We start from the raw sequence: 26,346 nt of genomic DNA, 5'->3' as shown, positions 1-26,346 counted from the left end.
CGAACACCCCCGACAGCGCCGACAACCCCCACACTCGGCGTCAGAGCGTCGGCACGTCGTTCTAGCGGTCCTCCATGGTGATGGTGAACGTCATCCGGTCGCCCCGGTAGAGCGAGCGCCGCTGCTCGATGGGTACGCCGTGCTGGTCATAGGACACCCGGTTGAGCAGGAACATCGGGGTGCGCGCATCGACGGTCAACAACGCCGACTCGCGCGCATCCGGCAGCGCGGTCTCGATGGTGTCCACGGTGCGGGCGAATACGATTCCCCTGCTGCGGATCTCGGCGTACAGCGAGGTCCGGTAGTCGAAGTTCTCCGGCAGACCCGGGTAGCGGTCGGCCGGGAGCTTCGAGGTTTCCAGGCCCACCCGCACCCCGTCGGTGGTGAAGACCCGCTCGAGCTGGATGACCGCAGCCCCGGCCGGCACCTGCAGGGTCGCGGCGAGGACGGCGTCGGCATCCAACCGTGTCCAGCCCACCAGGAAGCGGTCGACGCTGTGCCCCTCGGCCCGGGCCGCCTCGGTGTAGGACCCCATGCCCAGCGGCTGCAACAGCTTCGGGGCAGCTACCACCGTGGTACGCCCGCGCCGCTCGACGCGGCCGGCGAGCAGCAGCTCGCGCACGGCTTGGCGCACCGTCTCGCGGGCCACATCGAACATGTCGGCGATCTCACGTTCGGCCGGGAACGGGTCCCCGACCTGCAGTCCGTCCAGCATTCGATCCAGCTGTTCACGCACCACCTGGTGCTTGAGCACCCGTGGCTGCGCGCCGCTCATCACCCTGCTGACCGTAGCAAACGCTGGCATAGACCATGGTCTAGACCAATACGTCTCGTGTTGTTCACCGCTCGTTCCAGCGGGATACACGGCTTGGTATAGACCAGCTGTCAGGGTGTCCGCATGCCATCGATCGAACTCGCCGTGCTGGACATGGCGGGCACCACCGTGACCGACGACGGACTGGTGCTGCGCGCCTTCGACGAGGCGGCCACCGCGGCCGGACTCCCGGAATCCGGCCAGGCGCGCGACGCCGCCCGTACCTACGTCCGCGACACGATGGGGCAGTCCAAGATCGAGGTCTTCCGCCACCTCTTCGGCACCGAGGACCGCGCCCGGCACGCCAACGCGACCTTCGAACAGGTCTACGCCGACAGCATCGACACCGGGATCGCCGAAGTTCCCGGCGCCGCCAAGGCGATCACCGGAATGCGCGAGGCCGGCGTCAAGGTCGCACTCACCACCGGCTTCAGCGCAACGACCCAGCGGCGCATCCTCGACGCGCTCGACTGGGCCGATATCGCCGATCTGGTGCTCGCCCCCGGCGAGTACGGGCGCGGACGACCCTTCCCAGACCTGATCCTGAATGCCTTGTTGCACAGCGGGATCGATGACGTCGCCAAGGTCGCCGTACTCGGCGACACCTCCAGCGACATCCGGTCCGGCCTACGCGCCGGGGCCTCGATCGTCGCGGGCACCCTGACCGGCGCGCACGATGCCGACACCCTGACCGCCGCCGGCGCCACCCACGTGGTGGCCTCGGTCGCAGATTTCGCCGAACTGATTCTCTCCCAACCCCGAAAGGCTGACCCCGCATGACCATTCGCAAGACCGCCCTCGCGGCCGCAGCGGCCGCCGTGCTGGCCGCCGGTTGTTCGAGCAGTGATACCGGCTCCGACACGGCCAACGCTCAGGGCTTCCCGGACACCATCACCCTGGCGGCCATTCCCGCCGAGAATTCCTCGGATCTCAAGGCCAGTTACGAACCGTTGATCAAACTGCTGGAGAAGGAGACCGGGTCCAGCGTCGAGTTCGTCCAGGCCTCGGATTATGCCGGTGTGGTCGAGGGCATGATCGCCGACAACGTCGACCTCGCCTTCTTCGGACCGTTCGCCTATGTGGTCGCGAAGATCAACGGCGCCAAGATCACGCCACTCGGCGCCGTCATCGGCGAGCAGGGTGAGCAACCGGGATATCAGTCCTACGGACTGACCCGCTCCGACGTCGCGGATATCAACGGTCTCAAGGACTTTGCCGGCAAGAAGGTCTGCTTCGTCGATCCCGGTTCGACCTCGGGCTTCCTCTACCCGACCGCCGGCCTCATCGAGGAGGGTGTCATCAAGTCGGGGTCGGAGGCCGATGTGTCCGCCGCCATGTCTCCGGTCTTCGCCGGCGGGCACGACTCGTCGGCACTGTCCATCGCCAACGGCGACTGCGATGCCGGATTCGCCTTCGACACCATGGTCGACCAGACCATGATCGAGAAGGGCGATCTGCAGCCCGGCCAGCTCAAGACGGTGTGGAAGTCGGAGATGATCGCCGGCTCGGTGTTCGCCGCCAACGACTCACTGGGCGCCGAGGCCATCGACAAACTCACCAGCATCTTCACCGAGAAGGCCAACGTCGAGAGTCTGCAGGCCGCCGGCTTCTGCGAGGGCGACGCCTGCCGGATCACCGACGAACGGGCCTGGGGTGTCGTGCCGGCCACCGACGCCGACTACGACGGTGTGCGGCATGTCTGCGATGTCACCGGCTCCGAGAAGTGCAAGGGCTGAGGTGTCGCTCCCGGCCGGTCCCGGCCATCCCGTCGCGGGCGACGACCTGGTCGTCGTCGCCCGCGACGTCACCAAACGATTCGGTGACACCCTCGCGTTGGACAACGTCTCGCTCGAGGTGCGGCGCAGTGAGCTGCTGGTCCTGCTCGGGCTGTCCGGGTCGGGCAAGTCCACGCTGCTGCGCTGCCTCAACGGACTGCACGCGGTCAGCTCCGGCCACGTCGACGTGGGCGGCACCCGGGTCGAGGAGGCCTCGCCTGCGCAGCTGCGGGCGCTGCGCACCCGGGTGGGGTTCGTGTTCCAGCATTTCAATCTCGTGGGGCGGCTCAGTTGTCTGGAGAATGTCCTCATCGGCGGGCTCGGGCAGCTCAGGTTCCCGCGCTACGGCGCGCTGACGTACCCGAGGCACATGCGGATGGCCGCGCTGTCCCATCTCGACCGGGTGGGTCTGGCCGACCTCGCCGAACGCCGTGCCGACACCCTGTCCGGAGGACAGCAACAGCGGGTGGCGATCGCCCGGACGCTGATGCAGCGTCCGGCGCTGTTGCTGGCCGATGAGCCGGTCGCCTCGCTCGATCCCGAGAACGCCGGCGTGGTCATGGATCTGTTGTTCCAGATCTGTGTCGAGGAGAAGCTGACCGTGGTGTGCACCCTGCATCAGGTCGACCTCGCACTGGGCTGGGCGCATCGGCTGGTAGGCCTGCGCAATGGCCGGAAAGTTCTCGACCGGCCGGCCGTCGGCCTGACCCGCGATGAGGTGATGGCGATCTACCAGCGGGTCGAGCCGGCCGGCGACGCCGCGGCAAAGCAACGCTCGTGACCGCGGCGCCGGTCGCACCGCCAGCCGCGCCGACACACCAGAAGCGCTCGCTGCCAAGCGCATTGCACTACCTCACCGTGGTGGCGCTGGCCGCCACCGTGGTGTCGGCGTGGTCGATCGACTTCTTCCCGTCCGCGTTCATCGACGGTTTGGGTGATGTCGTGCGTCTACTGGAGCGCATGCTGCCACCGCGCCTGGATGACCCCGGCCGCATCGGGGTGCTCGCGGTCGAAACCCTGTTGATGGCGGTCCTGGGGACGGTGCTGGCCGCCGTCGTCTCGATCCCGCTGGCATTCTTGGCCGCCCGCAACACCACCCCGCACCCCGTCGTGCACGCCGCGGCCCGGGCGATCATCACATTCTGCCGGGCGATGCCCGATCTCCTGTTCGCGGTGCTGTTCGTGCGGGCGCTCGGCATCGGGGTGCTGCCCGGCATCCTCGCGCTGGCGTTGCACTCGATCGGCATGCTCGCCAAACTGTTCGCCGACGCCATCGAACAGACCGATCCCGGGCCCCGTGAGGCGGTTCGCAGCACCGGCGCCGGATATCTGCGCGAGATGCTCAATGCCGTGGTACCCCAAGTCATCCCGTCCTGGATCGGGACGTTCGTCTACCGCATCGACATCAACCTGCGGATGTCGGTGGTGCTGGGCTTCGTCGGGGCCGGCGGCATCGGCTTCGCGCTGCAGGACGCCCTGCGCGGCCTGATCTATCCCCGGGCGCTCGGTATCGTCTGCGTCATCCTGGTGATCATCACCGCGATGGAACTGTTGTCCATCGTGATCCGGCGGATGCTGTTGGCGCCAGGGCATTCCGATCCACGGCGCGAGCGGGTCATGCGGTTCGCCTTCTCCGGCCTGCTCGTCGGCACCGTGATCGCCTCGTTCGTCATGCTGCGGATCAATCCGCTGTCGCTGGTGACCTGGATGATCCCGTCGGCGCAGGTGTTCACCCGGATGGTCCCACCCAACTTCGGCGCACTGGGCTGGGACCTGTTCGAGGCCGCCGCACAGACCGTGGCGATCGGCGTGGTCTCCACCGCGATCGGGGTGGTTCTGTCCATCCCGGTGGGAATCCTGGCCGCCCGCAACGTCTCCCCCGGCCCGGCGGTGTACTGGCTGGCGCGCGGCTGGATCCTGGCCGTGCGCGCGGTGCCCGAGTTGATCCTTGCCGTGGTGTTCGTGGCGGCACTCGGGTTGGGTCCCATCGCGGGCACCTGCGCGCTGGCGATCGGATCGGTCGGCTTCCTGGCCAAGTTGGTCGCCGACGCGGTGGAAGAGATCGATCCCGGGCCGATGGAGGCGGTCCGGGCGGTGGGCGGCGGTTGGTGGAAGACGTTGTTCGCCGCGGTGATACCGCAGGCCATGCCCGCGCTGGTGGGCTCCAGCCTCTACCTGTTCGACGTCAACGTCCGAACCTCCACGGTGCTGGGCATCGTGGGCGCGGGCGGGGTCGGGTTCCTGCTGTTCGAGTCGATCCGGACGCTGAATTTCGATATCGCCGGCGCGATCGTGATCGTCATTTTCGTCATCGTGTATTCGATCGAGAGGTTGTCCGGATGGATCCGGTCCCGCCTGGTGTGACCACCGCCGCGATATGGCAGGGCGGCTCCGGGACCTCGCTGCAGCGGGTACCGGTCCCCCGCCTGGGCCCGGGCGAAACTCTGGTCCGGGTCCGATTGGCCACCGTCTGCGGTAGCGACCTGCACACCGTGAGCGGACGCCGGCCGGCGCCGTGCCCCTCGGTTCTGGGGCATGAAGCCGTCGGTGACGTCATCGCCGCCGGTCCGGGTTCGCCGGCCGAGCCCGGTCAGCGCATCGTCTGGTCGGTGACCGTGAGCTGCGGCGCATGTGCGCGCTGCCGGTCGGGACGATCCGCGAAGTGCACCGCCGTCCGCAAGACCGGCCACGAACCGTTCGACGGGGATTGGCCGCTGTCGGGCGCCTATGCCGAACACATCGTGCTGCCGCGCGGCACCACCGTCGCGGCGGTCCCCGCCCGGATGCCCGACGCTGTCGCGGCCCCGGCCGCGTGCGCCACCGCCACGGTGATGGCGACCGTGCAGGCGGCCGGCCCGCTGATCGGCCGGCGGGTGTTGATCGGTGGCGCGGGGATGCTCGGACTCACCGCGACCGCGGCATGCCTGGACGCCGGCGCCGCGGTCCAGGTGATCGACCACCATCCGGATCGGATGGCGCTGGCCACCGAGTTCGGGGCGCGGCCCGGTGACGACGGCCCGGTGGACGTGGCCATCGACTTCACCGGATCGACCGCTGCGGTGAGCGCGGCACTGGCCCGGCTGGACGTCGGCGGCATCCTGGTGATCGCCGGATCGGTCGCGCCGTCGCCCACGCTGGCGGTGGATCCCGAACAGATCGTGCGGCGCTGGCTGACCATCACGGGCGTGCACAATTACGAACCGCGACACCTGCGCGAGGCGGTGGTCTTCTTGGACCGCACCCTGCACCGGTGGCCCTGGCATCAGCTGGTCGACGACCCGGTTCCGCTGGCGGACCTGGCGTCCGCGCTGCGGCCGCCCCCGACACGGATGCTGCGTACCGCGGTGGCGCCGTGAGGCCTGTGTAGGTTTTGGGGCGGGCGAAGCGACGGCAAGAGCGGGAAGAGGTAGGCGTGTCCGAAGCCGGATTCTGGATCGCATGGGGGCTGCCGACGCAGGGCCGGGAACCGCAGGCCCTGGAGACGCTGAAGAAATCACGGGACTTCCTGGGCGAACTGACCGGCAACGGGCGCATCGAGCGCTACGACGTGGTCATCCTGCGCCCACAGACCAGCGAACTCGGTGGTTTCTTCCTGGTGCAGGGCAGCACCGAGCAGATCGACCAGCTGCGTCGGGACCCCGACTTCGAACGCTGGGTGAACCGGGTGCAGATCGTCGCCGACCGGGTCGCCATCGTGGACGCCTGGGTGGGAGACGGTATCGACGAGGCCACCGACCTGTACACCGAGGCCCTGCGCGAAGCCGGTCTGATCGACTGAAAGCCCAGTTCAGCTGCAACAGCAGTTGCCCATGGTGTATTTGCCTCTTCCACTATCGGCGGGACTGAGGTTGTATTAGCAGTACTTGTTGGGCCGGGGGCGGACAGCACGGAGGCACCTTCATGGGCTCATCGGCTTACTTTGGGCGGGGCGGGCTGGCGGTCGGCCGGGTCGGCGGCTTGGCCGTCGCGCTCGGGGTCGGCACCGCGATCGCCACCGGACACGGTATCGCCGCGGCCGGCACCGGCGACTCGTCGACCGGGTCCACAGCTAACGATTCGACCACCAGCTCGGCAGGCACCGATTCCACCGGCGGCTCCGCCACCGGTACGGACACCGCGGACAAGCCCGCAGCCGATTCCGCCACGAAGTCCGAGACCGGGGATGCGGACGACCCCGGCGAGCAGGTCGTCAAGAAGCCACGGCCCACGCTGCGCACCGCCGGGAACAAGCCGGCGACCGCCCGCAAGGCCGGCAGACCCGCAGCGGCGGCGATCACTGCACCGGCGCACGACTCCGAACCCGCCGCGGCCACCACCACCTCCCCGCTCAGCACCGAGCCGGTCCGAGCCGCCGATCCCGCGGACACCCTCGCGACACCCGACAAGGTCGCGGTGTTCGCGTCACCACTGGCGCTGGCGTCCTCGACCGTGTCGCAGGCCCAACAACGCGTCGCACCGATCACGGCAGCCCCGCCGCATCCACTGACCCCGGTCGTCAAGGTGGTCGCCAAGGTGCTCGACTGGGCGGCGGGGGCGGTGCCCGGGTCGCCGGCTGCTCCGACGCTGGCTTGGACACTGCTGGCGTTCGCCCGCCGCGAGGTCGACAACCTGCTCAACCGGATGGACCCGTCGAGTGCCGCCGCCACCGCAGGCGTCGGCACCGACAACACCTCTCTTGCGCTCGCCGCCGCCGCCAATCCTCGTCCGTCCTTCCCCCGGCCGGGATACCAGTTCAGTCCGTCGACCAGTTTCGTGGACTGGGTGACCGGAAACTGGGCGCCCAACGACACTTTCAACCGGTACGGCATTTGGGGCACCGATGTCGGGACCATGTGGGACAACGGAATTCCCGATGATCCGGCCACCCCGATCAACGAGAACCAGGTGCTGATCGCTTTCGGTGACACGTTCGGCGGCCCGAACATGACCGGCACCTGGCGACTCAACACCCTGTTCCGTAGTCCGGACCGGGATCTGTCGAACGGGATGGCCGTGCCGGACGGTCAGTGGCTCAACGGCAACATGTTCGGCGGATCGCCGCTGTGGGAAGAGCACTACGCGCGTCAGATCATCCTGCCGGAGCGACTGCCTCGCGGCCTACCGACCGGGGTGACCCTGATCCCCACCGCGGGCATCTCGGTACCCACCCCGGGCACCCAGTTCGGCGCCACCCAGTACCTCAGCTTCATGTCGGTCAAGCAGTGGGGTGCCGCCGGGTCGTGGTCGACGAACTACTCGGCGATCGCCTATTCCGAGGACAACGGCGAGAACTGGTACATCGCGCCCAGCAGTGTCCGCAACAATTTCGGCGGCAACGCCAAATTCCAGCAGGCCGCCCTCGTCCGCCCTGGCGACGGCTTCGTCTACTCCTACGGGACTGCGAACGGACGGCAGGGCCAGGCCTATATCTCGCGGGTCGCCGAGGCCGACATCCTCAATGTCACCAAGTACGAGTACTACAGCAAGGGCAGCAAGGGCGGACTGTTCGGGATCGGGGCCTACAAGGCCGGCTGGTACCGCAACGATCCGGCGAAGGCCTCGCCCATCTTCGGTAAGGAGAGCGGCGCGTGCGGCGTCGGCAAGCCGGGTAACCAGGTCAGCGAGATGTCGGTGCAGTACAACAAGACCCTCGGCAAGTACGTCGCGATGCACGCCGACCAGTACAACAACATCATCCTGCGCACGTCGGACACGCCCGAGGGCGCCTGGTCGGGTCCGACCGTCGTGATGGGCCAGCAGGGCGGCGGCATCTATGCCCCGATGATGCACCCGTGGTCGCCGTCCACCCTGGGCACCGGAACCGACCTGTACTTCAACCTGTCGGTCTGGAACGACTACAACGTGTGGCTGGTCAAGACCGACCTCACCAAGTTGTAGGCATGCGCACACTCGCCGCACTACTGTGCGCCGCGCTCGCGGCGGCCGCTCCGGTGCGCGCCGATCCCGCTGTGCCACAACCGTATTCGGCGTGCCCAGCGGAACTGACCGGCGCGGCCACCCTGCCGTTCGGGCAGGCACTGCCGCTGATCTGTCAGCAGCAGCGTTGGCAGGCGGCCACGGCTCCGACCGACCCCATCGACCGCTGGGTCAGCTTCGGCCCGGTGATGGCACTGCACGGCGGCGGCCTGCGCAACCCCAATCTGTCGCCGGGTCCGTGGACGGCGACGCCACTGGATCCGGACACTCGTTGTGCCGCGACCCAGCAGGTCGTGGTCAGCGCGGGCGTTCTGGGAGCACCGGTGACGGCCGAAGGTGTTGCCGGGCAAGCTCTCTCACTGGAAGTCCTGCCGAGCCTGTTCGACATCTCGATGACCGGACACTGCCTCTGGGAACGCGACGGCTAGCGCCGCACACATAGACTCCGACATGTGCGTGAGGTTCTCGATGCCGTGATGGCCACCTGGCGGGCCGGTGGCACCGCCGGCCTGGCCACCGTCGTACGCACCATCAAGTCCGCACCGCGGCCGGCGGGCGCGGCGCTGGTGGTCGCCCCGGACGGCACCGTGGCGGGGTCGGTGTCCGGCGGCTGCGTCGAGGGCGCGGTCTACGAGCTGGCCGCCGAGGTGGTGTCCACCGGGGTGCCGGCGCTAGAACGTTACGGCTTCAGCGACGACGACGCCTTTGCCGTCGGCCTGACCTGCGGCGGCATTCTCGACGTGTTCGTCGAACCGGTGTCGCAGCAGACGTTCCCGCAGCTCGCCGACGTCGCCGCGACCATCGCCGCCCATCGCCCGGTGGCGGTGGCCACGGTGATCGCGCATCCCGACCACGCCTGGCTGGGCCGACACCTCATCGTCGAGCCGGACACCGTGGCCGGGACGTTGGGTTCCGGACGCGCCGATGCCGCGGTGGCCGACGACGCCCGCGGACTGCTGCTGGCCGGCCGCACCACGGTGCTGTCCTACGGGCCCGACGGCGAACGGGTGGACGAGACCACGGGCGATACCGACACCGGCATGGCGGTCTTCGTCGCGAGTTACGCCCCGCCGGCACGCATGCTGATCTTCGGCGCCATCGACTTCGCGGCCGCCCTGGCCCAGCAGGCCACCTTCCTCGGCTACCGCGTGACGGTGTGCGATGCCCGCCCGGTCTTTGCGACGGCGGCCCGTTTTCCGGCGGCCGACGAGGTGATCGTCGACTGGCCCGACCGCTATCTGCACGCCCAGCAGGAACTCGGCGCCATCGATGCGCGGACCGCGATCTGCGTACTGACCCACGACCCCAAGTTCGACGTGCCCGCCCTCCAGGTCGCCCTGCGGCTGAACGAGGTCGGATACATCGGGGCAATGGGGTCGCGGCGCACCCATCTCGACCGACTGGCCCGGTTGCGCGAGGCCGGTCTCGGTGAGACCGAGCTGGCGGGGCTGTCCAGCCCCATCGGACTCGACCTCGGCGCGCGCACGCCGGAGGAAACGGCGGTGTCCATCGTCGCCGAGATCATCGCCCGCCGGTGGGGCGGTGGCGGACGGCCGCTGACCGCGGTGGACGGCCGGATCCACCACGAGCCGGCCTGATCACCAGCAACGACGAGCGGTAACGCCACTCTCCTCTTTTGGAATGCAGCTTCTCGGGGTAGGCTAACGCCGCTCGCAAGAACGTGTGATGTAGCCCACTTACACGCGCAAGCAGTCGATCGAACAGGAGCCCCAGTGACGGGAACCGTCGCCGCCCGCTACGCCGGCACCCGAGTGCCACGCGTCGAAGACACCCGCCTGCTGACCGGCAAGGGCACCTTCGTCGACGACGTGCAACGGCCCGGGATGTTGCACGCCTGCTTCGTGCGCAGCCCGTTCGCGCACGCCACGATCAACGGCATCGACAGCCGGGCAGCGCTCGCGCTGCCCGGCGTGCATGCGGTGTTCACCGCCGCACACATCAACCCCGGCGTCCACGAGGCCTGGCACGCGGTGGCCGGCCGGGACGTCCCGGACACCCCCCGCCCGCCGCTGGCCGAAGGCGAGGTGAAGTTCGTCGGCGACCCGGTCGCCATCGTCGTCGCCGAGAGTCGGCGCCTTGCCGAGGATGCCGTGGACCTGGTCGACGTCGACTACACCCCGCTGCCCGCGGTCGCCGATTTCCGGAAGGCCGTCGGATCAGAGGTCATCGTGCACGAGGCCTACCCCGACAATGTCGCCGGCGGTATGGGCGGGATGCCGCCCGACGAGGAGCTGTTCGCCTCGGCAGCACATGTCGTGCAAGAACGCATCTACCAGCAGATGTACGTACCGGTTCCGATGGAGACCCGGGGCATCGTCGTCGAATGGACGGCCGCCACCTCCGAACTCACCATTTGGGGATCCACGCAGACCCCACACGAATTGCGCGCCTTCGCCGCCCGCCTGCTCGGCATCCCCGCCCAGGGCGTGCGCGTCATCGTGCGCGACACCGGCGGCGGGTTCGGCCAGAAGGTCGTTCCGATGCGCGAGGACATGAGCATCATGCTCGCCGCACGCCAGGTGTCCGCGCCGGTGAAGTGGATCGAGGATCGCCGCGAGAACCTGATGTCGGCCGGGCAGTCCCGCCATGTCGACGGCACCGTCCGGATGGCCTTTGACGCCGACGGCAAGATCCTGGCCGCCGATATCGACTTCGTCCAGGATGTCGGCTCCTACCCGACGCCGTATCCGGTGCTCACCACCGCCGCGATCGGCATGTTCTTCCCCGGCCCCTACCGGGTGCCCAAGGCCAGCTTCAACTACAAAACGGTGTTCTCCAACACCCCCGGCCTACACGCCTACCGGGGCCCGTGGCAGTACGAAACCCTCACCCGGGAAATGCTTCTGGATATCGCGGCGCGCAAGATCGGGATGGACCCCGCAGAGTTGCGGCGGATCAACATCCTGCGTGGCGACGAGATGCCGTTCTTCAACCCCAACGGCATGCCGTATGACAACTGCGCACCGGCGGACACCTTCGAGCAGGCGGTCAAGATCCTCGACCTCGAGGGCTTCCGCAAGGAACAGGCCGAGGCGCTGGCTCAGGGCCGCTATATCGGGCTCGGATTCTCGGCCTATATCGAGCCCACCGGCGCGGCGACCGGAAACCTCGCCACCGAGGGCGCCACCATCAGGATGGAATCGACGGGCAAGATCAACGTCTACGTCAACGGCGGCTCCAGCGGCAACAGCATCGAGACCACCGTCGTCCAACTCACCGCAGACGTGTTGGGCGCCAATATCAACGACGTGGCCACCATCCAGGGTGACACCGCGGTGACACCGTACGGCGCGGGCACCCAAGGCAGTCGCAGCGCACCGATGACCGCGGGCGCGGTCAACGAAGCGGGCACCGTCCTGCGCGGACAGATCGTCGCGATCGCAGCCCAGATACTCGGCGCCGAGCCCGACGATATCGAGCTCGCTGATTCCCGGGCCGTCCTCATCGGTGACCGCGACAAGAGCGTCAGCTTCGCCGATATCGCGTACCGGTCCTACTACGACCCCGCTCAGCTGGCCGGCGTCTCCCCCACCCTGGAGGCGACCGCACGATTCAATTCGCAGGCGATGATCCACTGGGCCAACGCAACCCACGCCTGCACCTGCGAAGTCGACATCGTGACCGGCCAGGTCACGCTGACCCGCTACATCGTCAGCGAGGACGTCGGGCCGATGATCAACCCGAATGTGGTCGAAGGCCAGGTGGCCGGCGGCACCGTGCAGGGCATCGGCGGCGCTCTGCTCGAACAGCTGGCCTACGACGACGCAGGCAACCCGATCGCCTCCACCTTCGTGGACTACCTGCTGCCCACCGCCACCGAGGTTCCGGCTATCGAGTTCGGCCACATCGAGATCCCGGGACCCGGCGTCGGCGGCTACAAGGGTGCCGGTGAGGGCGGCGCCATCGGATCGCCGCCGGCGGTCATCAATGCCATCAACGACGCGCTGGCCCCACTGGGCGTGACCGTCACCCAGATGCCCGCCACCCCGGCCAAGATCATCGAACTCATCGAGGCACATGCAGAAGGGACCCGCTGAAACATGGAGCTCAACAACGAATTCCGGGTCGCGGTACCCGCGGCCACAGTCTGGGACGTGTTCACCGATGTCGAACGGGTGGCCCCGTGCCTGCCCGGCGCCACCCTGCTCAGCGTCGACGGCGACGACTTCACCGGTGCGGTGAAGGTCAAGGTCGGACCGATCACCGTGTCCTACAAGGGTGTTGCCACCTATCAGGAGAAGGACAGCGCCGCCCAGCGGATCGTGCTCAAGGCCGAAGGCAAGGAAACCCGGGGCAACGGCACCGCGGCCGCCACCGTGACCGCGCAACTCAAGGACGAGGGCGACTCGACGACGGTGGTGATCTGCACCGATCTCGCGATCTCCGGAAAGGCCGCCCAGTTCGGCCGCGGCGTTCTCGCCGACGTCTCGGGCAACCTGATCGCCCAGTTCGCCCGTAGCCTGGAGGCCGAACTGCTCGGTGGCGCACCGGCTTCCACGGTGGCACCGTCCACCGAGGCGGCCACGGCCGCCGCGCAGCCCTCCGACTCCGTCGACCTGCTGAAGGTGGTCGCCGTGCCGGTCGCCAAGCGCTACGGGCCCGCCCTGGCCGCCGCCGCGGCCGCCGGCGCCATCGGATTCCTGGTGGGCCGGCGCAAGCGGACCGCAGCGCCCACGGCGTCTGCCGAACTGCAGGCCTTGCTGACGCGGTTGCTCGCATGAAACCCGCACCGTTCGCCTATCACCGGGCCGAGTCGGTGAAGGAGGCAGCGGACGTGCTCGCCGAGTTCGGCGACGAGGCCAAGGTACTCGCGGGCGGACAGAGCCTGATTCCCCTGCTGGCGATGCGCCTGACGCATTTCGAGAACCTGGTCGACATCTCCCGGATACCCGAACTGCAGGGCATCGATCTGATCGACGACCAGGTGGTCATCGGGGCGGGCACCGCGCATGCGCTGGTGGGCATGGACGACGAGGTGGCCGATTCGGTGCCGCTGCTGTCACTGGCCACCCCACACATCGGGCACTTCCAGATCCGCAACCGGGGCACACTCGGTGGCGCGATCGCCCATGCCGACCCGGCGGCCGAGTTCGCCGCGGTGGCGCTGACGCTGGACGCCACCATCGATGCGGCGTCGTCACGCGGTGACCGTCAGATCGCGGCAGCCGACTTCTTCACCGGCCTGTGGGAGAACTCGCTGGCCGCCGACGAACTGCTGCGCGCGGTGCGATTCCCGGTCTGGTCCGGACGAACCGGTTTTGCCGTGCACGAGTTCGCGCGCAGGCACGGCGACTTCGCGATCGCGGGTGCGACGGTGGCCGTCGAACTCGACGCCGAGAACCGGGTGAAGCGTTGCGCGGTGGGCCTGCTCGGGCTGGGTTCCACGCCCGAACGGGGCACCCCGGCCGAGCGGGCGATCACCGGCAGGGCCGTCTCCGACATCACCGCGGCGGAATTCGGGCGGCTGGCGTTGTCCGAACTCGAAGACATCCCGGCCGATCTGCAAGGGTCGGCGTCCTACCGCACCCGGGTGGGAGCGGCGATGGTCGCCCGAGCCTGGACCGACGCAACCACGGAGGCACTCGATGCATGAACTACCCGTCGCGGTGTCGGTGAACGGTCGCCAGTACCGCGACACCGTCGAACCGCGCGTGACGCTGGCCGATCACCTCCGGGAGAACTGCGGGCTGACCGGCACCCACCTTGGCTGTGAGCACGGCGCCTGCGGCGCCTGCACGGTGTTGCTGGACGGCCAGGCCGTACGGTCCTGCCTGGTGCTGGCCGTGCAGGCCGACGGCCGGGAGGTGACCACCGTGGAGGGCATCGCATCCCCCGACGGTGAGCTCTCACCGGTACAGGCCGCCATGCGGGAATGCCACGGCCTGCAGTGCGGCTTCTGCACGCCCGGTTTCGTCACCTCCATCACCGCGCTGCTGGCCGACAATCCGTCCCCCACCGATGCCGAGATCCGGGAGGGCCTGTCCGGCAACTTCTGTCGGTGCACCGGCTATCAGGGCATCGTCAACGCGGTGAAACGCGCCGCCGAGCACATCGACGAGGGTGCCACTCCGTAACGCAGCCGCTTCACCTGCCGATATTCACCACAGTGTGCGTGTGCGTACTGTGCGTTGGTGACGGGACAGGAGAACCGATGAGTTTCAAGAGCGTCATGGGCGCGGTCATCGTGGCCGTCGGCGCCGCCACCGCGCTCGCGGCACCGGCCGCGGCCGACGAACCGACCGAGACCGATCAGCAGTTCCTGGCGGCACTCACCGAGCACGGTGTGCAGGTCGGCACCGACTCCAAGGCGATCGACATGGCCCAGTCGATGTGCCGCAAGCTGGGCAACGGCGGCGACAAGGGCATCGAGAAGGCGCTGTACTACATCAAGGACAACGCCGACCTGTCCAACGACGAGATCACCACCTTCGCCGGTATCGCCGCGCAGGCGTACTGCGCAGAGAAGCTGCAGAAGTAGTCCGGCTAGCGCTCGACGACCCCGCGCAGCCCGTCCGCACCGAAGACGGGCTCCAGCATCGCCGACAGATCGGGTCCGCGCCGCAGACCGTGACCGCCGTCGATATTGATCACCTGACCGGTGATCCAGCCCGAGGCATCGCTGAGCAGGAACACCGCGGCATTCGCGATGTCTTCCACCTCGCCGTGGCGCGGCAGCGGGGTCTGGGCCGCATAGTCACCGCTGAGTTCCGGCATGGACAGGATCGGGGCGACCATATCGGTGGCGATCAGGCCCGGCCGGATGGAGTTCACCCGCACCCAGGACGGCCCGAGTTCGTCGGCGGCCAGCATCATCAGGTGATCCAGCGCGGCCTTGGTGACCCCGTAGGCACCGAACCAGCGGTGGGTGTTGCTCGCGGCGATCGACGAGATCCCGATGAAGGACCCACCGCCGCCGCGCACCAGTTCGCGCGCCGAATGCTTGAGCACGTACATGCTGCCGTTGACATTCAGGTCGACCGCGCGGCGCCAGCCCTCGGAATCGACCTGCGTCAGCGGGCCGATGGTCTCGGTGCCGCCCGCACAGTGCACCACTCCGTTCAGCCGGCCCGTCCACGCCGTCGCCGCGTCGACCGCGCGGGCCACCTCGTCCTCGTTGGTGACATCGGCGGGTTCGAAGCGCACCTCGCCATCCCCGGGCCCCGCGGTGATCTCGTCCACCGCCGCCGACAGCTTGTCGGCGTTGCGCCCGACCAGCATGGCGTTGCCGCCGCTGGCGACCACCTCCGCCGCCACACCCTTGCCGATACCGCTTCCACCGCCGGTCACCAGGACCGTCTGTCCTGCCAAAGTAATTTGCACAGCTACACATTTACACGGGTGCCGACGGCGATGGCCGGGACTTCGCCTAGAATTATGTGATGCCCGCCAAAACAGATAGCGCCGAGATCGGCGACGTCGAGCCCGTGGCCGACGACACCGCCAGCATGGCTCGCCGCGTGGTGGCCGCCTACGCCACCGACGCCGACGAATGTCGCACCTTCCTCGCCATGCTCGGTATCGGACCGGCAAAGCTCGAGGCCTAGGTGTCGATGGGAGTCGATACCGACGACTCCGCCCCAGAGGGGGGCCAAGCCGATTTCGTCGTGGTCGCCAATCGGCTGCCGATCGATCAGGTGGTGCTACCCGATGGCACCACCACCTGGAAGCGCAGCCCCGGTGGGCTGGTCACCGCCCTGGAACCGATCCTGCGCAAGCAACGCGGCGCCTGGATCGGCTGGCCCGGTGTCGCCGACGGCGACGAGGAACCCATCGTCCAGGATGACCTGAAGCTCTACCCGGTGCGGCTGTCCGCCGAGGACGTCGCGCTGTATTACGAGGGCTTCTCCAACGCCACGCTCTGGCCGTTGTATCACGACGTCATCGTCAAACCGACCTATCACCGGCAGTGGTGGGAGCGCTACGTCGAGGTGAACCGCCGGTTCGCCGAGGCCACCTCGCGAGCCGCGGCACCGGGTGCCACCGTCTGGATCCAGGACTACCAGCTGCAGCTGGTGCCCAAGATGCTGCGCATGCTGCGCCCCGACCTGACCATCGGGTTCTTCCTGCACATCCCGTTCCCGCCGGTCGAGTTGTTCATGCAGATGCCCTGGCGCACCGAGATCATCGAGGGTCTGCTCGGGGCCGATCTGGTCGGCTTCCATCTGGCCGGCGGCGCCCAGAACTTCCTGATCCTGGCCCGCAGGTTGATCGGCGCCAACACCTCGCGCGCCTCCATCGGGGTGCGCTCCCGCTTCGGCGAGGTCCAGGTCGGATTCCGCACCGTCAAGGTCGGCGCGTTCCCCATCTCCATCGACTCCGCCGATCTGGACCGCAAGGCACGGGACAAGGCCGTCCGGCAACGGGCCCGCGAGATCCGCGCCGAGCTGGGTAACCCGCGCAAGATCCTGCTCGGCGTCGACCGGCTGGACTACACCAAGGGCATCGACGTCCGGCTCAAGGCGTTCTCCGAACTGCTGGAACAGAACCGCGCCGACCGCAGCGACACCGTGCTGATCCAGCTGGCCACACCCAGCCGGGAGCGGGTCGAGAGCTACATCGAGATGCGCGAGGGCATCGAGCGTCAGGTCGGCCACATCAACGGCGAGTACGGCGAGGTCGGGCACGCGGTGGTGCACTACATCCACCGACCGCTACCCCGCGACGAGCTGATCGCGTTCTTCGTGGCGGCCGACGTGATGCTGGTGACCCCGCTGCGCGACGGTATGAACCTGGTCGCCAAGGAGTACGTGGCGTGCCGCAGCGATCTCGGCGGAGCACTGGTGCTTTCCGAATTCACCGGTGCCGCAGCCGAACTGCGCCAGGCGTATCTGTGCAACCCGCACCACACCGACGGTGTCCGCGATGCGATCGAGCAGGCCCTCAATCAGACCGTCGAGGACGGCAAGCGCCGGATGCGCGCGTTGCGCCGCCAGGTGCTCGCCCACGACGTGGACCGCTGGGCGCGGGCGTTCCTGGACGCCCTGGCCACCGCTAAATCGGAGTGATGTAGCTGATCAACCACTTGCCGTCGATCTTCTGATAATCGACGCGCAGGCGGCTGCCGTCATAGACGGGCTGCTTGGCCTTGTCGGTCACGGTGCGGTTCATGAACACCAGCACCGACGCCGAATCCCGTTGTGCGCTCATCACACCCGCACCGACCGCGTGTGCCTGGCTGATCACCTGACGTTCGCGTGCCTGCGGGATGATGTCCTGGGTGGCGCGTTCCTCGAATTCGCGCCGGTACTCCGGCGTCAGTAGCGTCGCGGCTTCGGTGAGACTGCGCTCGACGGTCTGGAAGTCGTAGCCGAACACCCGCGGGATCTGCTCGATGGCCAGACCCGGCAGGACCGCCTCGGCCTGCTCGGCGGCACGGGTCTGCACCCGGTCCCAGTACAACCCACCCGCCGCCGCCGACAGGGCGATCAGACCGAGCGCGAAGACCGCTACAGCCAGCTGAACCAGTCTGGTGCGCATCAGTTTCCACCCTCGGGGTACTTCAGGTCGTAGCCGGTCATGTGGCCGTTGTCGTCCTCGTGCACGATCACCCGCATCCGATAGGGCTGGGACGGCTTGTTGACGCCCTCCAGGTCGGTGACGGTGACCCGCACCGAGACCAGCACCGCGGCATTGCCGCCGATCTCGTCGACCTTCTCCAGCGCGGCACCGCTGATGACCGCCTCGGAGGTGGCATTGGTGTCGCGGAAGATCGCCTTGAGATTGTCGACGTTGTTGTCCTGGCTCAGCATGTCCCGCAACGGACCGCTGGTGCCGTCGACGAACCGGTTCACGCTCTCGTCGATGGTGTTCTGGTCGTAGCTGAACATGTTCATCACGGTCTGTTCGGCGGTGTCGACGAACCGCTGATCCCGCGCCTGCACATCCTCCGCGTGACGGTGCTGCACCATCAGCACGGCCACCACCGCCACCAGTGCGGCAGCAGCGATCAGCGCGGCCACCCCGGACACCAGGGCGACCATCGCACGATGGGGTTGGCGCGGGGGCAGCGCGATGGGCGCCGACGGTGTCGGGCGGGGCACCGGCGCGCTCACGACCACCTTGGCGGTGGGCTCGCCCACCGGCGCGGCCGCCGGGCCCGCAGCCCGTGATGCCCGCCTCCGGGTCCGCCTGCTCTCGATGCTCTCTTCGGTGTTGTGCTCAGTGTCGTTCAGGTCAGGCATCTACATCTGCCTCGGCGCCATCATCAGATCCACCCAGTTCTCCGCGGGTGTGAACTCGTCGCTACCGGGTGCGAACACCCCGGTCTCGCCGCTCGCCGGGTCGGCGAAGACACCCGTCTTCGGATCGTAGGTGCTCGTCAATGCAGCGCTGGCAAGGGGCTGTTCAGCCGGCAGCGGACCCGGAGCCGGCGGCGGTGGGCCCGGCGCGGGCGGCGGGGGCAGCAGCGCCTCCGGCGGCGGAGCCAGTCCGGGCGCCGTCGAGCCCGGGGGCCGGTAGATCGGCGTACCCGGCGGCAATGGCGGCATCGGGACCTGGCGGCCGTAGGGGGGCAGTACCTGGTCCGGCGGCGCGTAGTACGGCCACGGTGGTGCGGGCGCATTGTCGTTCGGCGGCACCGGATTCGGGAACGGTGCATTCGGGGCCGGACCCGGTCCCGGTGTCACACCCGGAGGCAGCTGGACCGCGGGTGCGCCCGGGTCGTAATCGTTGGCCGGTGGGATGTTCGGGAACTTGTTCGGCGGCGTGATGTTCCGCGGATCGGTGATCGGGGTGTCATACGGCACCGGCGGACCACGCCACGGGTTGCTGCCGATCGGCACATAACCGGCCGGGTCACGGCACAGCTGCACGGTGGGCGCGCGCTTACCGGGGAACTCCTGGCACGGGTAGTTGCGGGCACCGCGCACCACCGCGGGGTCGTTCTGCGCTGTCTTGCAGTACAGGTCCGTCGGCAGCTCACGCAGGGTGGTATCGGCCGGCGAGCGGATCTCCGAGGGCGGGATGAAGCCCGTGGAGCACGGCGGCGAATCGCCGAGGTTGACCTTGAAGTCGAGCTTGCCGCCCTCGTCGGCGGGCACACCGCTGGCGACGGTGAGCAACGCGGCCATCAACGCCGGGAAGATGACCAGGGCCTGCTCGATCGACTTGTGATAGATCACTCCGATGCGGCCGAAGTTGGCCAGGTTCGCGGCCAGCACCGGGAACGTCGGCCGGATACCTTCGAACGTGGTGTTCGCCTCCGCCACCGCCCCGGGCACGGTCTGCAACGTCGAACGGAACTGGGAGTCGGCGTTGGCGACCTCGGTGGTCAGCCGGGCCAGCCCGTCCGCACTGGAACGGATGTCGTCACCCGCGGTGATCTGGGAGTCCAGGAACGGGCCGGCCTGATCGATCAGCTGGCTGGTCTGCCCGTAACTCGCGTTCGCCTCGTCGATCAGATCGCGCCCGGACTGGATCAGCCGCGCCAGCTCCGGCCCCGATCCGTTGAACGCCTTGAACGTCTCCTTCAGCAGGTCCTGGATCCGGGCGTCGCCGACGCTGGCCACCAGGTCATCGGCCTGCTTGAGCATCCCGGCGATGTCCTGGCCGATCGCGGTGCGCTCGACCCCGATGTTCGATCCGTTGCGCAGCAGTCCGGGGGCCGCGCCGCCGTCCTCATCGCTGGGTGGCACCAGGTCGATGTACTGTTCGCCGACCGCGGAGACGCTCTTCACGGTGGCCGTCACGTTCTCCGGCACCTCGGTATCGGTGTTGAGCCGCATCTGCGCCTGCACACCGTCGTTCGTCAACCCGACCGCTTCGACGCGCCCGATGGTCACGCCCCGGTAGGTGACGTTGGCGTTCGAGTACAGCCCGCCCCCGGCCTTGAACTCCGCGGTGACGTCGTAGGTGCCGATCCCCATGGCGGCGGGGACGTGCAGATAGAAGGCCGAGATCGCGGTGACGGTCAGCACCGTCACCACCGCGAAGATGGACAACTGCAAACGGGTCAGACGGGTCAGCATTACGGCGTCCCCCCATCGTGCTGAGTCGCGGTGCCCGGCGGGATCTTGAACGGATCGGCCGCCTGCCCGGAGAGATTGGCCATCGCACCGGTCAAGAAGTCCGGCGGGTTGATCACCTCGCTGAGTCGTTTCATGTTCGGGTCGAAGAACGACGTGGTGAACACCGACTCACCGAGGCGCCGCACGGTCAGGTCGAACGTCACGAACACGTTCAAATAGTCACCGCGGACGGCATTACGCATGTACTTGTAGTGGAACGGGAAGGTCGGAAGAAACTCGAGATCCTTAATGAAGTCATCGGCATTGTCGTTGAGCGCCTTGACAACCGGGAACAGGTCCTTCATGTCGGCCGCGAAATCGGTCTTGGTCTCCGAGAGCACCCGCGAACCCACTTCCGCGAAACTCTTCAGCGCCGCGAAGGCGTCGACGATGTTGTCGCGGTTGTTGTTCAGCACCAGCAACGCGTTCGGCAGGCTGTCCAGCGTGCGGCCGAGATTGTCCTTGCTCTGCGCCAGGATCGAGGCAAACCGGTTGAGCCCTTCGGCCGCAGTGAGGATGTCCTCGGTCTGGCGGTCCAGTGATGCGGTCAGTTCGGCCAGCCGGGGCAGCAGGTCGGCGAAGCTACCGGTCCGCCCCGCAACCGCCGCGTATGCCTCATCGGTGATGTCCTGCAGCGCACCGAGGTTGCCCTTGTTGACCACCACGCCGAGCGCGGACAGCACCTCTTCGGTGGTCGGGTAGCGCCCGATCGCGCCGATCGGGATGTTCGAGCCCTGCTTCAGTTTGCCCACGGGATCATCGAGCGGCGGAGCGAGCTGCACGTGTTGGGATCCCAACAGCGAGGTCTGCGCCACGGTGGCCGTCGAGTTCTGCGGCAGGTCGATATCGCCGTCCAGCGACAGCTGCACCGCGGCGTAGAACGTCCCGTCGGGCCGCTGCACCGCCTCGATGCCCGAGACGCTGCCGACGGTGACATCGTCGAGCATCACCGGCGAGTTCTGCGGCAGCGTCGCGACATCGGGCAGTTCGACGGTGATGGTGTACGAGCCGGTGCCGTGCCCGGCGGTGCCGGGCATGTTCAGCGAGTTCAGCCCGCCGAACTGGCAACCGGCCAGCATCAGCGTGCCGCCGCCGAGGGCGGTTCCTCGCATCAGGATGGATTTGATCGATGTCATCCGCCCGCCCCTTCCGCAGGCGCCGGGGCAGGCCCCGGCAGCGGGCCCGCACCCATCGGCGGAGCCGGCGGCACCGGACCTGCCGGTGAGATCTGACCGGGCACCGCCGGTGGCGGCAGGATCAGCTGGCTGAGGTTGCCACCGGGCGGTGCGACCGGCGGGGTGACCCCGGGCGCGGGCTGCCACTGCAGGTACGGCACCGGTGTCTCGGCCTTCGCCTGGGTTTCCGGGGTGTCGTAGATGATCTGCCCCTTATAAGCGGTGATGCTGTCGATCGGGTGGAAAAGGATCGGCGGGTAATTCATGGTGATCCGCTTGAGCACCGGCGCCATCCGCTGGCGGCAGATCTCGGCGCGCTTGTAGTTGTCCGGGGACGTACCGACATCGAAGGTGCCACCGCAGATGAACTGCACCGGGTTGGCGAAGTTCGGCAGCGACAGCAGGCCGCCGACGGTGCCCTGCGCCGGGTTGTAGATGTTGTAGAAGTTCGACAGACCGTTCGGTGTGACATGCAGGATCTGCTCGATGTCATCGCTGTGGTCGGTGAGGATCTGGGTGAACTCACTGAGCCTGCCGACAGACTGGATCAGCGAGGCGTTGGACTCGCTGAGCAGACCGCGGACATCGCCGAGCGCCTGGTTGAGCGCGCCCAGGGTGGCGTCGAGATCCTGGGTGCTCGCGGCCAGCACCTGCGATACCGAGGACACGTGATTGGTGAACTGCACGATCTGCTCGTTGCTGTTGGACAGCGCATTCACCAGCACCTGCAGGTTGCGGATGGTGCCGAACAGGTCGGTGCGCGAATCCCCCAGGCGCCCGGCGGTCTGCGAGAGTTCGCGAAGTGCCTGGCGGAACGAGTCACCGTTGTTGTCGAACGTATCGGCGGCCTGGTTGACGAACTGGGTGAGCGGCCCCTGCAGGCCACCCTCCTGCGGGCCGAGTTGCGTGCTCAACGCGGTGAGCTGCTCCTTGACCTCGTCCCACTCGACCGGCACACCGGTGCGGTCCAGCCCGATCTCCGCACCGTCGGCCAGCACATCACCGTCGGTGTAGGCCGGTGTCAGCTGGATGAACCTGGCCGACACCAGATTCGGCGCGATGATGATCGCCTGGGCATTCGCCGGCACCTGGATGCCGTCATCCAGCGTCATGCTGATCTTGACGTCCTGGGCGCGCGGCTGGATCGCATCGATGCGCCCCACCGGTACACCCACGATCCGGACGTCGTCGCCCGGGTATAGCCCGACCGCGGTCGGGAAGTAGGCGACGACCCGGTGACCGCCGCGGCTCGGCCACACCAGATAGACACCGACGGCCAACAGGACCGCGAGCACCACCGCAAGGGTTCTGCGCAGCCATGTGCTCTTGCCAGATGTATTGTCCGTCATGGCGACTTAGGCCTTACGAGAGTGCGCTCCGAGATCAGTCCGCGCAGGTAGTCGGCGAGGCTGTCCGGCAGCTTGCCCGGCTGGAAGTAGCCGTCCAGCAGTACTTCGGCAATGCTCGCCGGCGGCAGGCCGTACAGGTTGATGTTGAAGCCGGGCCCGTTACCGACCACCTCGGCCAGCGTCGTGGCGTACGGCGGCAGCCGCCTGAGCGCCTCACCGATGTGTTCCTTGCGCTCCAGCAGGTTGGCCATCACCGCATCGAGGCGTTGCAGCACCGGCAGGAACTCCCGCTTGTTGTCGGCGACGAAACCGGAAAGCTGATGCGAGACATCGTCGATACCGGCGATGAGGGTACTGAGCGCCTGCCTGCGCTCGTCGAGGGCGGCGAACAATTGGTTGCCGTCGGTGATCAGCTGGTTCACCTGACCGGCGCGCTGGGCCAGCGTGTCCGAGACTTTCTTGGCGTGCAACAGCAACTCTTCGAGCGCCTGATCACGCGTGTTCAGGCTGCGGCTCAGATTCGCCACCCCGTCGAGCGCTCCGCGCAACTGCGGGGTCGCATCGCGCAGGGTGTCGGTGAGGGTCTGCAGCGCCTGTTCGAACTGCGGCTTGTCGAGCGCGCTGACGTTGCCGCCGAGGTCCTGCAGCGCGGTGTTCAGGGTGTACGGGGTGGTGGTGCGCCCGACCGGGATGACGGTCGAATCGCCGCTGCCGCCGGGGGTCACCGACAGCGACTTCTGGCCCAGCACGGTGTCGGTCTTGATGGCCACCAGAGTCTGGTTGCCCACCTTAATGTTCCGGTCAACGGTGAAGCCCACCTTGGCCTGGTCGCCGGCCAGCGAGACCGAGGTCACGCTACCGACCTTGATGCCGGACACCGCGACATCGTTACCCGGCGAGATGCCACCGGCGTCGGAGAAATAGGCCTCGTAATCGCGGCCCTGCGGGTACCACGGCAGGCCGGTGTAACCGAAGGACACCAGCACCAAGCACGCCACCACAAAGATGCCGAGAATCCCGGTGCGCAGCGGATTGCTGCGGTCTGGACTAACCATTTTCCGAACACCTCCCCTTCGTCGGGTCCGGCGGGCCACCGAACGGGATCAGGATGTCGCTGCCGGCCGGACCGTTGATCTTCATTCGGATGGAGCAGTAATAGATGTTGAAGAACGCGCCGTAGGCACCCAGCGCATTCAGCCGGAGGTAGTTCTCCGCGAGCGGTTCGATCACCTTGTTGATATCGGCCTTGCGCTCGTCCATCCTCTGCAGCAGCGGGCGGGCGTTTTCGATGACACCCTGCAGCGGGCGGCGCGAGAGCTCCAGCATCTCGGTCAGGTCGTTCTCCGCCGATGCCAGCGGCGCGATCGCCCCGGCGATGGGGTCGCGGTTCTCGGCCAGACCGGTGATGAGCTTCTGCAGTTCGTCGACGCTGGCGTTGAACTGCTCGCCCTTCTCGTCGACCGTGCCGAGCACGGTGTTCAGGTTGGTGATCACGTCACCGATCAGCTGATCCCGGTCGGCCAGGCGCTGGCTGAACGAGCTCGTGTTGGACAGCAGGCTCTGGATCGCGCCGCCCTGACCCTGCAGCAGTTCGATGACCGCGTTGCTGACCTCGTTGACCTTGTCCCCGTCCAGCCCCTTGAGCACCGGCTTCAATCCGCCCAGCAGTGCGTCGAGATCCAGTGCGGGCTCGGTGTTGTCCTTGGAGATCGTGGCCCCGGCCGGCAGCTTCTTCAGCTCGCCCGGGCCGGAGGTGATCTCCATGTAGCGGTCGCCGACCAGGTTCTCGTAGCGCACCGCCACACGGGTGGAGGTGTAGAGCTGGTAGCGCTTGTCCACATCGAAGGTGACGTTGACGGTGTTGTCCGGGTTGAGCCTCACGTCGCCGACCGAGCCGACCGGCACGCCCGAGATGCGGACATCGTTGCCGGATTTCAGCCGCGACGCCTCGGTAAAGGTGGCCGAGAACTGGTTGCTCGAGGCGAACCGGAACTGTCCGAACACCACCACCAGTCCGGCGGCCACCAACACCATCGCCAGGGTGAACACGATGACGTTCACCAGGGTTCTCGTCTGATTCATCAGAAATCATCCCGTTCCGCGAACGCGCCGTTGAACAGGAACTGCAGCGTCGAGGGCGCATTGAACTGCAGTTCGGTGTTCGGCTGGTAGGGCACGTAGGCGTTGTCGGTCACCAGGAACGGCGTGTGGTACCAAGATCCGCCGAGCTGCTTGCCCGGGACATCGGGCAGCCCGCGGCAGTTCGGTCCGCCCGATGCATTCACCACCGGCAGACCCTCTGGGTAGGTGTAGGCCGGCGCGCCGGGCAGAAAGCTAGACGATACATAAAGGCCGGGCCGGATACCGCCGATGATAGGGGCGAAGTTGTCCAGCGCCTTTGACGTGCCCTGCAGGAGACAACCGATCACCGGCGAATAGTCGCCGGCCACCTTGAGCACCGCGCGCATCCGCTGGATCGCCGCGATGTAGTCGTCGGCGGCCGGTTCCAGTGTGGCGGTGCCGTTCTGGGCGAACCCGGTGGCGGCCAGCAGTGCGGCGTTGAGGTTGTCCTGCTCGTCGACGATCGTCTGGGCCAGCCGGGGCGCATTGTCCAGGATGGTCGCCAGGTCCTCGCCGGCGTCACCGTAGATGTTGGCCACCACGGCGGTCTTGCGGAAGTCCTCGGCCACCGTCGGCAGCTTCGGGTTGAGCTGGGCCAGATAACTGTTCAGCCCCGCCATCGCGGCGCCGGCGTCGTCACCGTTACCCCGCAACCCCTCCCCCAGGGCGCTGAGCGTCGCGTTCAGGTTGATCGGGTCGATCTTGTGCAGCACGTCGGTGAGGGTCTGGAAGAGCGTGTTGACCTCGAGTTGCACGTCGGCGGCGGCGACACTGGTGCCGGACCGCAGCGGGGTGTCCCGCGGATCCTCGGGTGGCAGGAACTCCACCGACTTCGCGCCGAACACCGTGGTTCCGGCGATCTTCACGATCGCGTTCGACGGGATGAAGCGCATCTGGTCGCGGTTGATGGACAGCGTCAGCTCCGCCTGGTCGCCGGCGTAGGCGATCTCGCTGACCTTGCCGATCTGGATACCGCGGTACTTGACCTTGGCGTCTCGCTCCATCACCAGGCCGGCCCGCTGCGAGGTCACGGTGACGGTGTCGGTGGGGGTGAACGCCGCGGTGAAGAACAGATACGTGAACAACACCGCGAGGACGACGATCGTCGCCAGGATCGCGGCGGCGATCCTGACATGACTCCGTTTGGCAGTTCCTTCGGACATCGCTTGC

The 26,346-nt window shown here is 67.7% G+C and carries 26 protein-coding genes; 16 read left to right on the top strand and 10 right to left on the bottom strand.

Features of this window, described 5'->3' with window-relative positions; translation table 11 throughout:
* Positions 1 to 61 precede the first annotated feature (61 nt).
* Complete coding sequence (locus A7U43_RS07310; RefSeq protein ID WP_082902038.1) at positions 62 to 805, bottom strand: GntR family transcriptional regulator; 744 nt, start codon at positions 803 to 805, stop codon at positions 62 to 64.
* A gap of 93 nt (positions 806 to 898) precedes the next feature.
* Between A7U43_RS07310 and A7U43_RS07305 the strand changes: the two genes are divergently transcribed.
* The 14 genes from A7U43_RS07305 to A7U43_RS07240 all read left to right on the top strand — a co-directional run bounded on the left by A7U43_RS07305 (position 899) and on the right by A7U43_RS07240 (position 15,004).
* Positions 899 to 1,594 carry a phosphonatase-like hydrolase gene (locus tag A7U43_RS07305; RefSeq protein WP_067992892.1) on the top strand — a complete coding sequence of 232 codons (696 nt, stop codon included), beginning with the start codon at positions 899 to 901 and terminating at the stop codon, positions 1,592 to 1,594.
* Complete coding sequence (locus A7U43_RS07300) at positions 1,591 to 2,550, top strand: phosphate/phosphite/phosphonate ABC transporter substrate-binding protein (RefSeq protein ID WP_067992889.1); 960 nt, start codon at positions 1,591 to 1,593, stop codon at positions 2,548 to 2,550. The genes A7U43_RS07305 and A7U43_RS07300 overlap by 4 nt, the downstream gene beginning before the upstream one ends.
* A 1-nt stretch (position 2,551) precedes the next feature.
* The gene (phnC, locus tag A7U43_RS07295; protein WP_418287677.1) at positions 2,552 to 3,370 is read left to right on the top strand and encodes a phosphonate ABC transporter ATP-binding protein; all 819 of its coding nucleotides are present in this window, start codon (positions 2,552 to 2,554) and stop codon (positions 3,368 to 3,370) included.
* Positions 3,367 to 4,953 carry a phosphonate ABC transporter, permease protein PhnE gene (gene phnE, locus A7U43_RS07290; protein ID WP_067992885.1) on the top strand — a complete coding sequence of 529 codons (1,587 nt, stop codon included), beginning with the start codon at positions 3,367 to 3,369 and terminating at the stop codon, positions 4,951 to 4,953. The genes phnC and phnE overlap by 4 nt, the downstream gene beginning before the upstream one ends.
* A complete protein-coding gene (locus A7U43_RS07285) occupies positions 4,929 to 5,945 on the top strand; it encodes a zinc-binding dehydrogenase (protein ID WP_067992882.1) in 1,017 nt (338 codons plus the stop codon). The genes phnE and A7U43_RS07285 overlap by 25 nt, the downstream gene beginning before the upstream one ends.
* Before the next feature lie 56 nt (positions 5,946 to 6,001).
* A complete protein-coding gene (locus A7U43_RS07280) occupies positions 6,002 to 6,367 on the top strand; it encodes a hypothetical protein (protein ID WP_067992879.1) in 366 nt (121 codons plus the stop codon).
* A 122-nt stretch (positions 6,368 to 6,489) separates the two neighbouring features.
* The gene (locus tag A7U43_RS07275) at positions 6,490 to 8,466 is read left to right on the top strand and encodes a DUF4185 domain-containing protein (protein ID WP_067992876.1); all 1,977 of its coding nucleotides are present in this window, start codon (positions 6,490 to 6,492) and stop codon (positions 8,464 to 8,466) included.
* A gap of 2 nt (positions 8,467 to 8,468) precedes the next feature.
* The gene (locus tag A7U43_RS07270) at positions 8,469 to 8,933 is read left to right on the top strand and encodes a hypothetical protein (RefSeq protein ID WP_067992873.1); all 465 of its coding nucleotides are present in this window, start codon (positions 8,469 to 8,471) and stop codon (positions 8,931 to 8,933) included.
* Between the two features lie 24 nt (positions 8,934 to 8,957).
* Entirely contained in the window at positions 8,958 to 10,103 is a 1,146-nt protein-coding gene (locus A7U43_RS07265; protein ID WP_067992871.1) for an XdhC family protein, read from the top strand.
* 135 nt (positions 10,104 to 10,238) lie between these two features.
* On the top strand, positions 10,239 to 12,563 hold the full coding sequence (locus A7U43_RS07260) for a xanthine dehydrogenase family protein molybdopterin-binding subunit (RefSeq protein WP_067992868.1): 2,325 nt from the start codon (positions 10,239 to 10,241) through the stop codon (positions 12,561 to 12,563).
* A 3-nt stretch (positions 12,564 to 12,566) separates the two neighbouring features.
* The gene (locus A7U43_RS07255; RefSeq protein ID WP_067992865.1) at positions 12,567 to 13,247 is read left to right on the top strand and encodes an SRPBCC family protein; all 681 of its coding nucleotides are present in this window, start codon (positions 12,567 to 12,569) and stop codon (positions 13,245 to 13,247) included.
* Entirely contained in the window at positions 13,244 to 14,119 is an 876-nt protein-coding gene (locus A7U43_RS07250; protein WP_067992864.1) for an FAD binding domain-containing protein, read from the top strand. Before A7U43_RS07255 ends, A7U43_RS07250 begins: the two co-directional genes overlap by 4 nt.
* Positions 14,112 to 14,600 (top strand): (2Fe-2S)-binding protein, encoded by a 489-nt coding sequence (locus A7U43_RS07245; RefSeq protein WP_067992862.1) that lies wholly within the window; start codon positions 14,112 to 14,114, stop codon positions 14,598 to 14,600. Before A7U43_RS07250 ends, A7U43_RS07245 begins: the two co-directional genes overlap by 8 nt.
* A gap of 77 nt (positions 14,601 to 14,677) precedes the next feature.
* The gene (locus tag A7U43_RS07240) at positions 14,678 to 15,004 is read left to right on the top strand and encodes a DUF732 domain-containing protein (protein ID WP_082902037.1); all 327 of its coding nucleotides are present in this window, start codon (positions 14,678 to 14,680) and stop codon (positions 15,002 to 15,004) included.
* A 5-nt stretch (positions 15,005 to 15,009) separates the two neighbouring features.
* Here A7U43_RS07240 and A7U43_RS07235 read toward each other — a convergent pair whose 3' ends face one another.
* On the bottom strand, positions 15,010 to 15,846 hold the full coding sequence (locus A7U43_RS07235) for an SDR family oxidoreductase (protein ID WP_067992856.1): 837 nt from the start codon (positions 15,844 to 15,846) through the stop codon (positions 15,010 to 15,012).
* Between the two features lie 59 nt (positions 15,847 to 15,905).
* On the opposite strand from A7U43_RS07235, the gene A7U43_RS29620 reads away from it, so the two are divergent.
* Together A7U43_RS29620 and A7U43_RS07230 are read left to right on the top strand one after the other, a co-directional pair.
* Positions 15,906 to 16,070, top strand: coding sequence for a hypothetical protein (locus tag A7U43_RS29620; RefSeq protein WP_105361631.1), 165 nt, complete (start codon positions 15,906 to 15,908; stop codon positions 16,068 to 16,070).
* A 6-nt stretch (positions 16,071 to 16,076) separates the two neighbouring features.
* Complete coding sequence (locus tag A7U43_RS07230) at positions 16,077 to 17,531, top strand: alpha,alpha-trehalose-phosphate synthase (UDP-forming) (RefSeq protein ID WP_068002109.1); 1,455 nt, start codon at positions 16,077 to 16,079, stop codon at positions 17,529 to 17,531.
* On the opposite strand, the gene A7U43_RS07225 is transcribed toward A7U43_RS07230, so the two are convergent.
* The 8 genes from A7U43_RS07225 to A7U43_RS07190 are packed head-to-tail and all read right to left on the bottom strand — an operon-like array spanning position 17,518 to position 26,339.
* Positions 17,518 to 18,003: a mammalian cell entry protein gene (locus A7U43_RS07225; RefSeq protein ID WP_067992850.1), complete on the bottom strand. Its 486-nt coding sequence runs from the start codon at positions 18,001 to 18,003 to the stop codon at positions 17,518 to 17,520. The genes A7U43_RS07230 and A7U43_RS07225 overlap by 14 nt on opposite strands.
* Entirely contained in the window at positions 18,003 to 18,707 is a 705-nt protein-coding gene (locus A7U43_RS07220) for a mammalian cell entry protein (RefSeq protein ID WP_067992847.1), read from the bottom strand. Before A7U43_RS07220 ends, A7U43_RS07225 begins: the two co-directional genes overlap by 1 nt.
* Complete coding sequence (locus tag A7U43_RS07215; RefSeq protein ID WP_067992845.1) at positions 18,708 to 20,492, bottom strand: MCE family protein; 1,785 nt, start codon at positions 20,490 to 20,492, stop codon at positions 18,708 to 18,710.
* Positions 20,492 to 21,667, bottom strand: a complete 1,176-nt coding sequence (locus A7U43_RS07210; RefSeq protein ID WP_067992842.1) for an MCE family protein — start codon at positions 21,665 to 21,667, stop codon at positions 20,492 to 20,494. Before A7U43_RS07210 ends, A7U43_RS07215 begins: the two co-directional genes overlap by 1 nt.
* Entirely contained in the window at positions 21,664 to 23,055 is a 1,392-nt protein-coding gene (locus A7U43_RS07205; RefSeq protein WP_067992837.1) for an MCE family protein, read from the bottom strand. The genes A7U43_RS07210 and A7U43_RS07205 overlap by 4 nt, the downstream gene beginning before the upstream one ends.
* Complete coding sequence (locus tag A7U43_RS07200; protein WP_067992835.1) at positions 23,052 to 24,110, bottom strand: MCE family protein; 1,059 nt, start codon at positions 24,108 to 24,110, stop codon at positions 23,052 to 23,054. The genes A7U43_RS07205 and A7U43_RS07200 overlap by 4 nt, the downstream gene beginning before the upstream one ends.
* Positions 24,103 to 25,137, bottom strand: coding sequence for an MCE family protein (locus A7U43_RS07195; protein ID WP_067992832.1), 1,035 nt, complete (start codon positions 25,135 to 25,137; stop codon positions 24,103 to 24,105). Before A7U43_RS07195 ends, A7U43_RS07200 begins: the two co-directional genes overlap by 8 nt.
* Complete coding sequence (locus A7U43_RS07190) at positions 25,137 to 26,339, bottom strand: MCE family protein (protein WP_067992828.1); 1,203 nt, start codon at positions 26,337 to 26,339, stop codon at positions 25,137 to 25,139. Before A7U43_RS07190 ends, A7U43_RS07195 begins: the two co-directional genes overlap by 1 nt.
* Positions 26,340 to 26,346: the final 7 nt, after the last annotated feature.

It is taken from the genome of Mycobacterium adipatum, assembly GCF_001644575.1.
Lineage (GTDB): Bacteria > Actinomycetota > Actinomycetes > Mycobacteriales > Mycobacteriaceae > Mycobacterium > Mycobacterium adipatum.
This window is presented reverse-complemented; position numbering and strand designations above follow the sequence as displayed.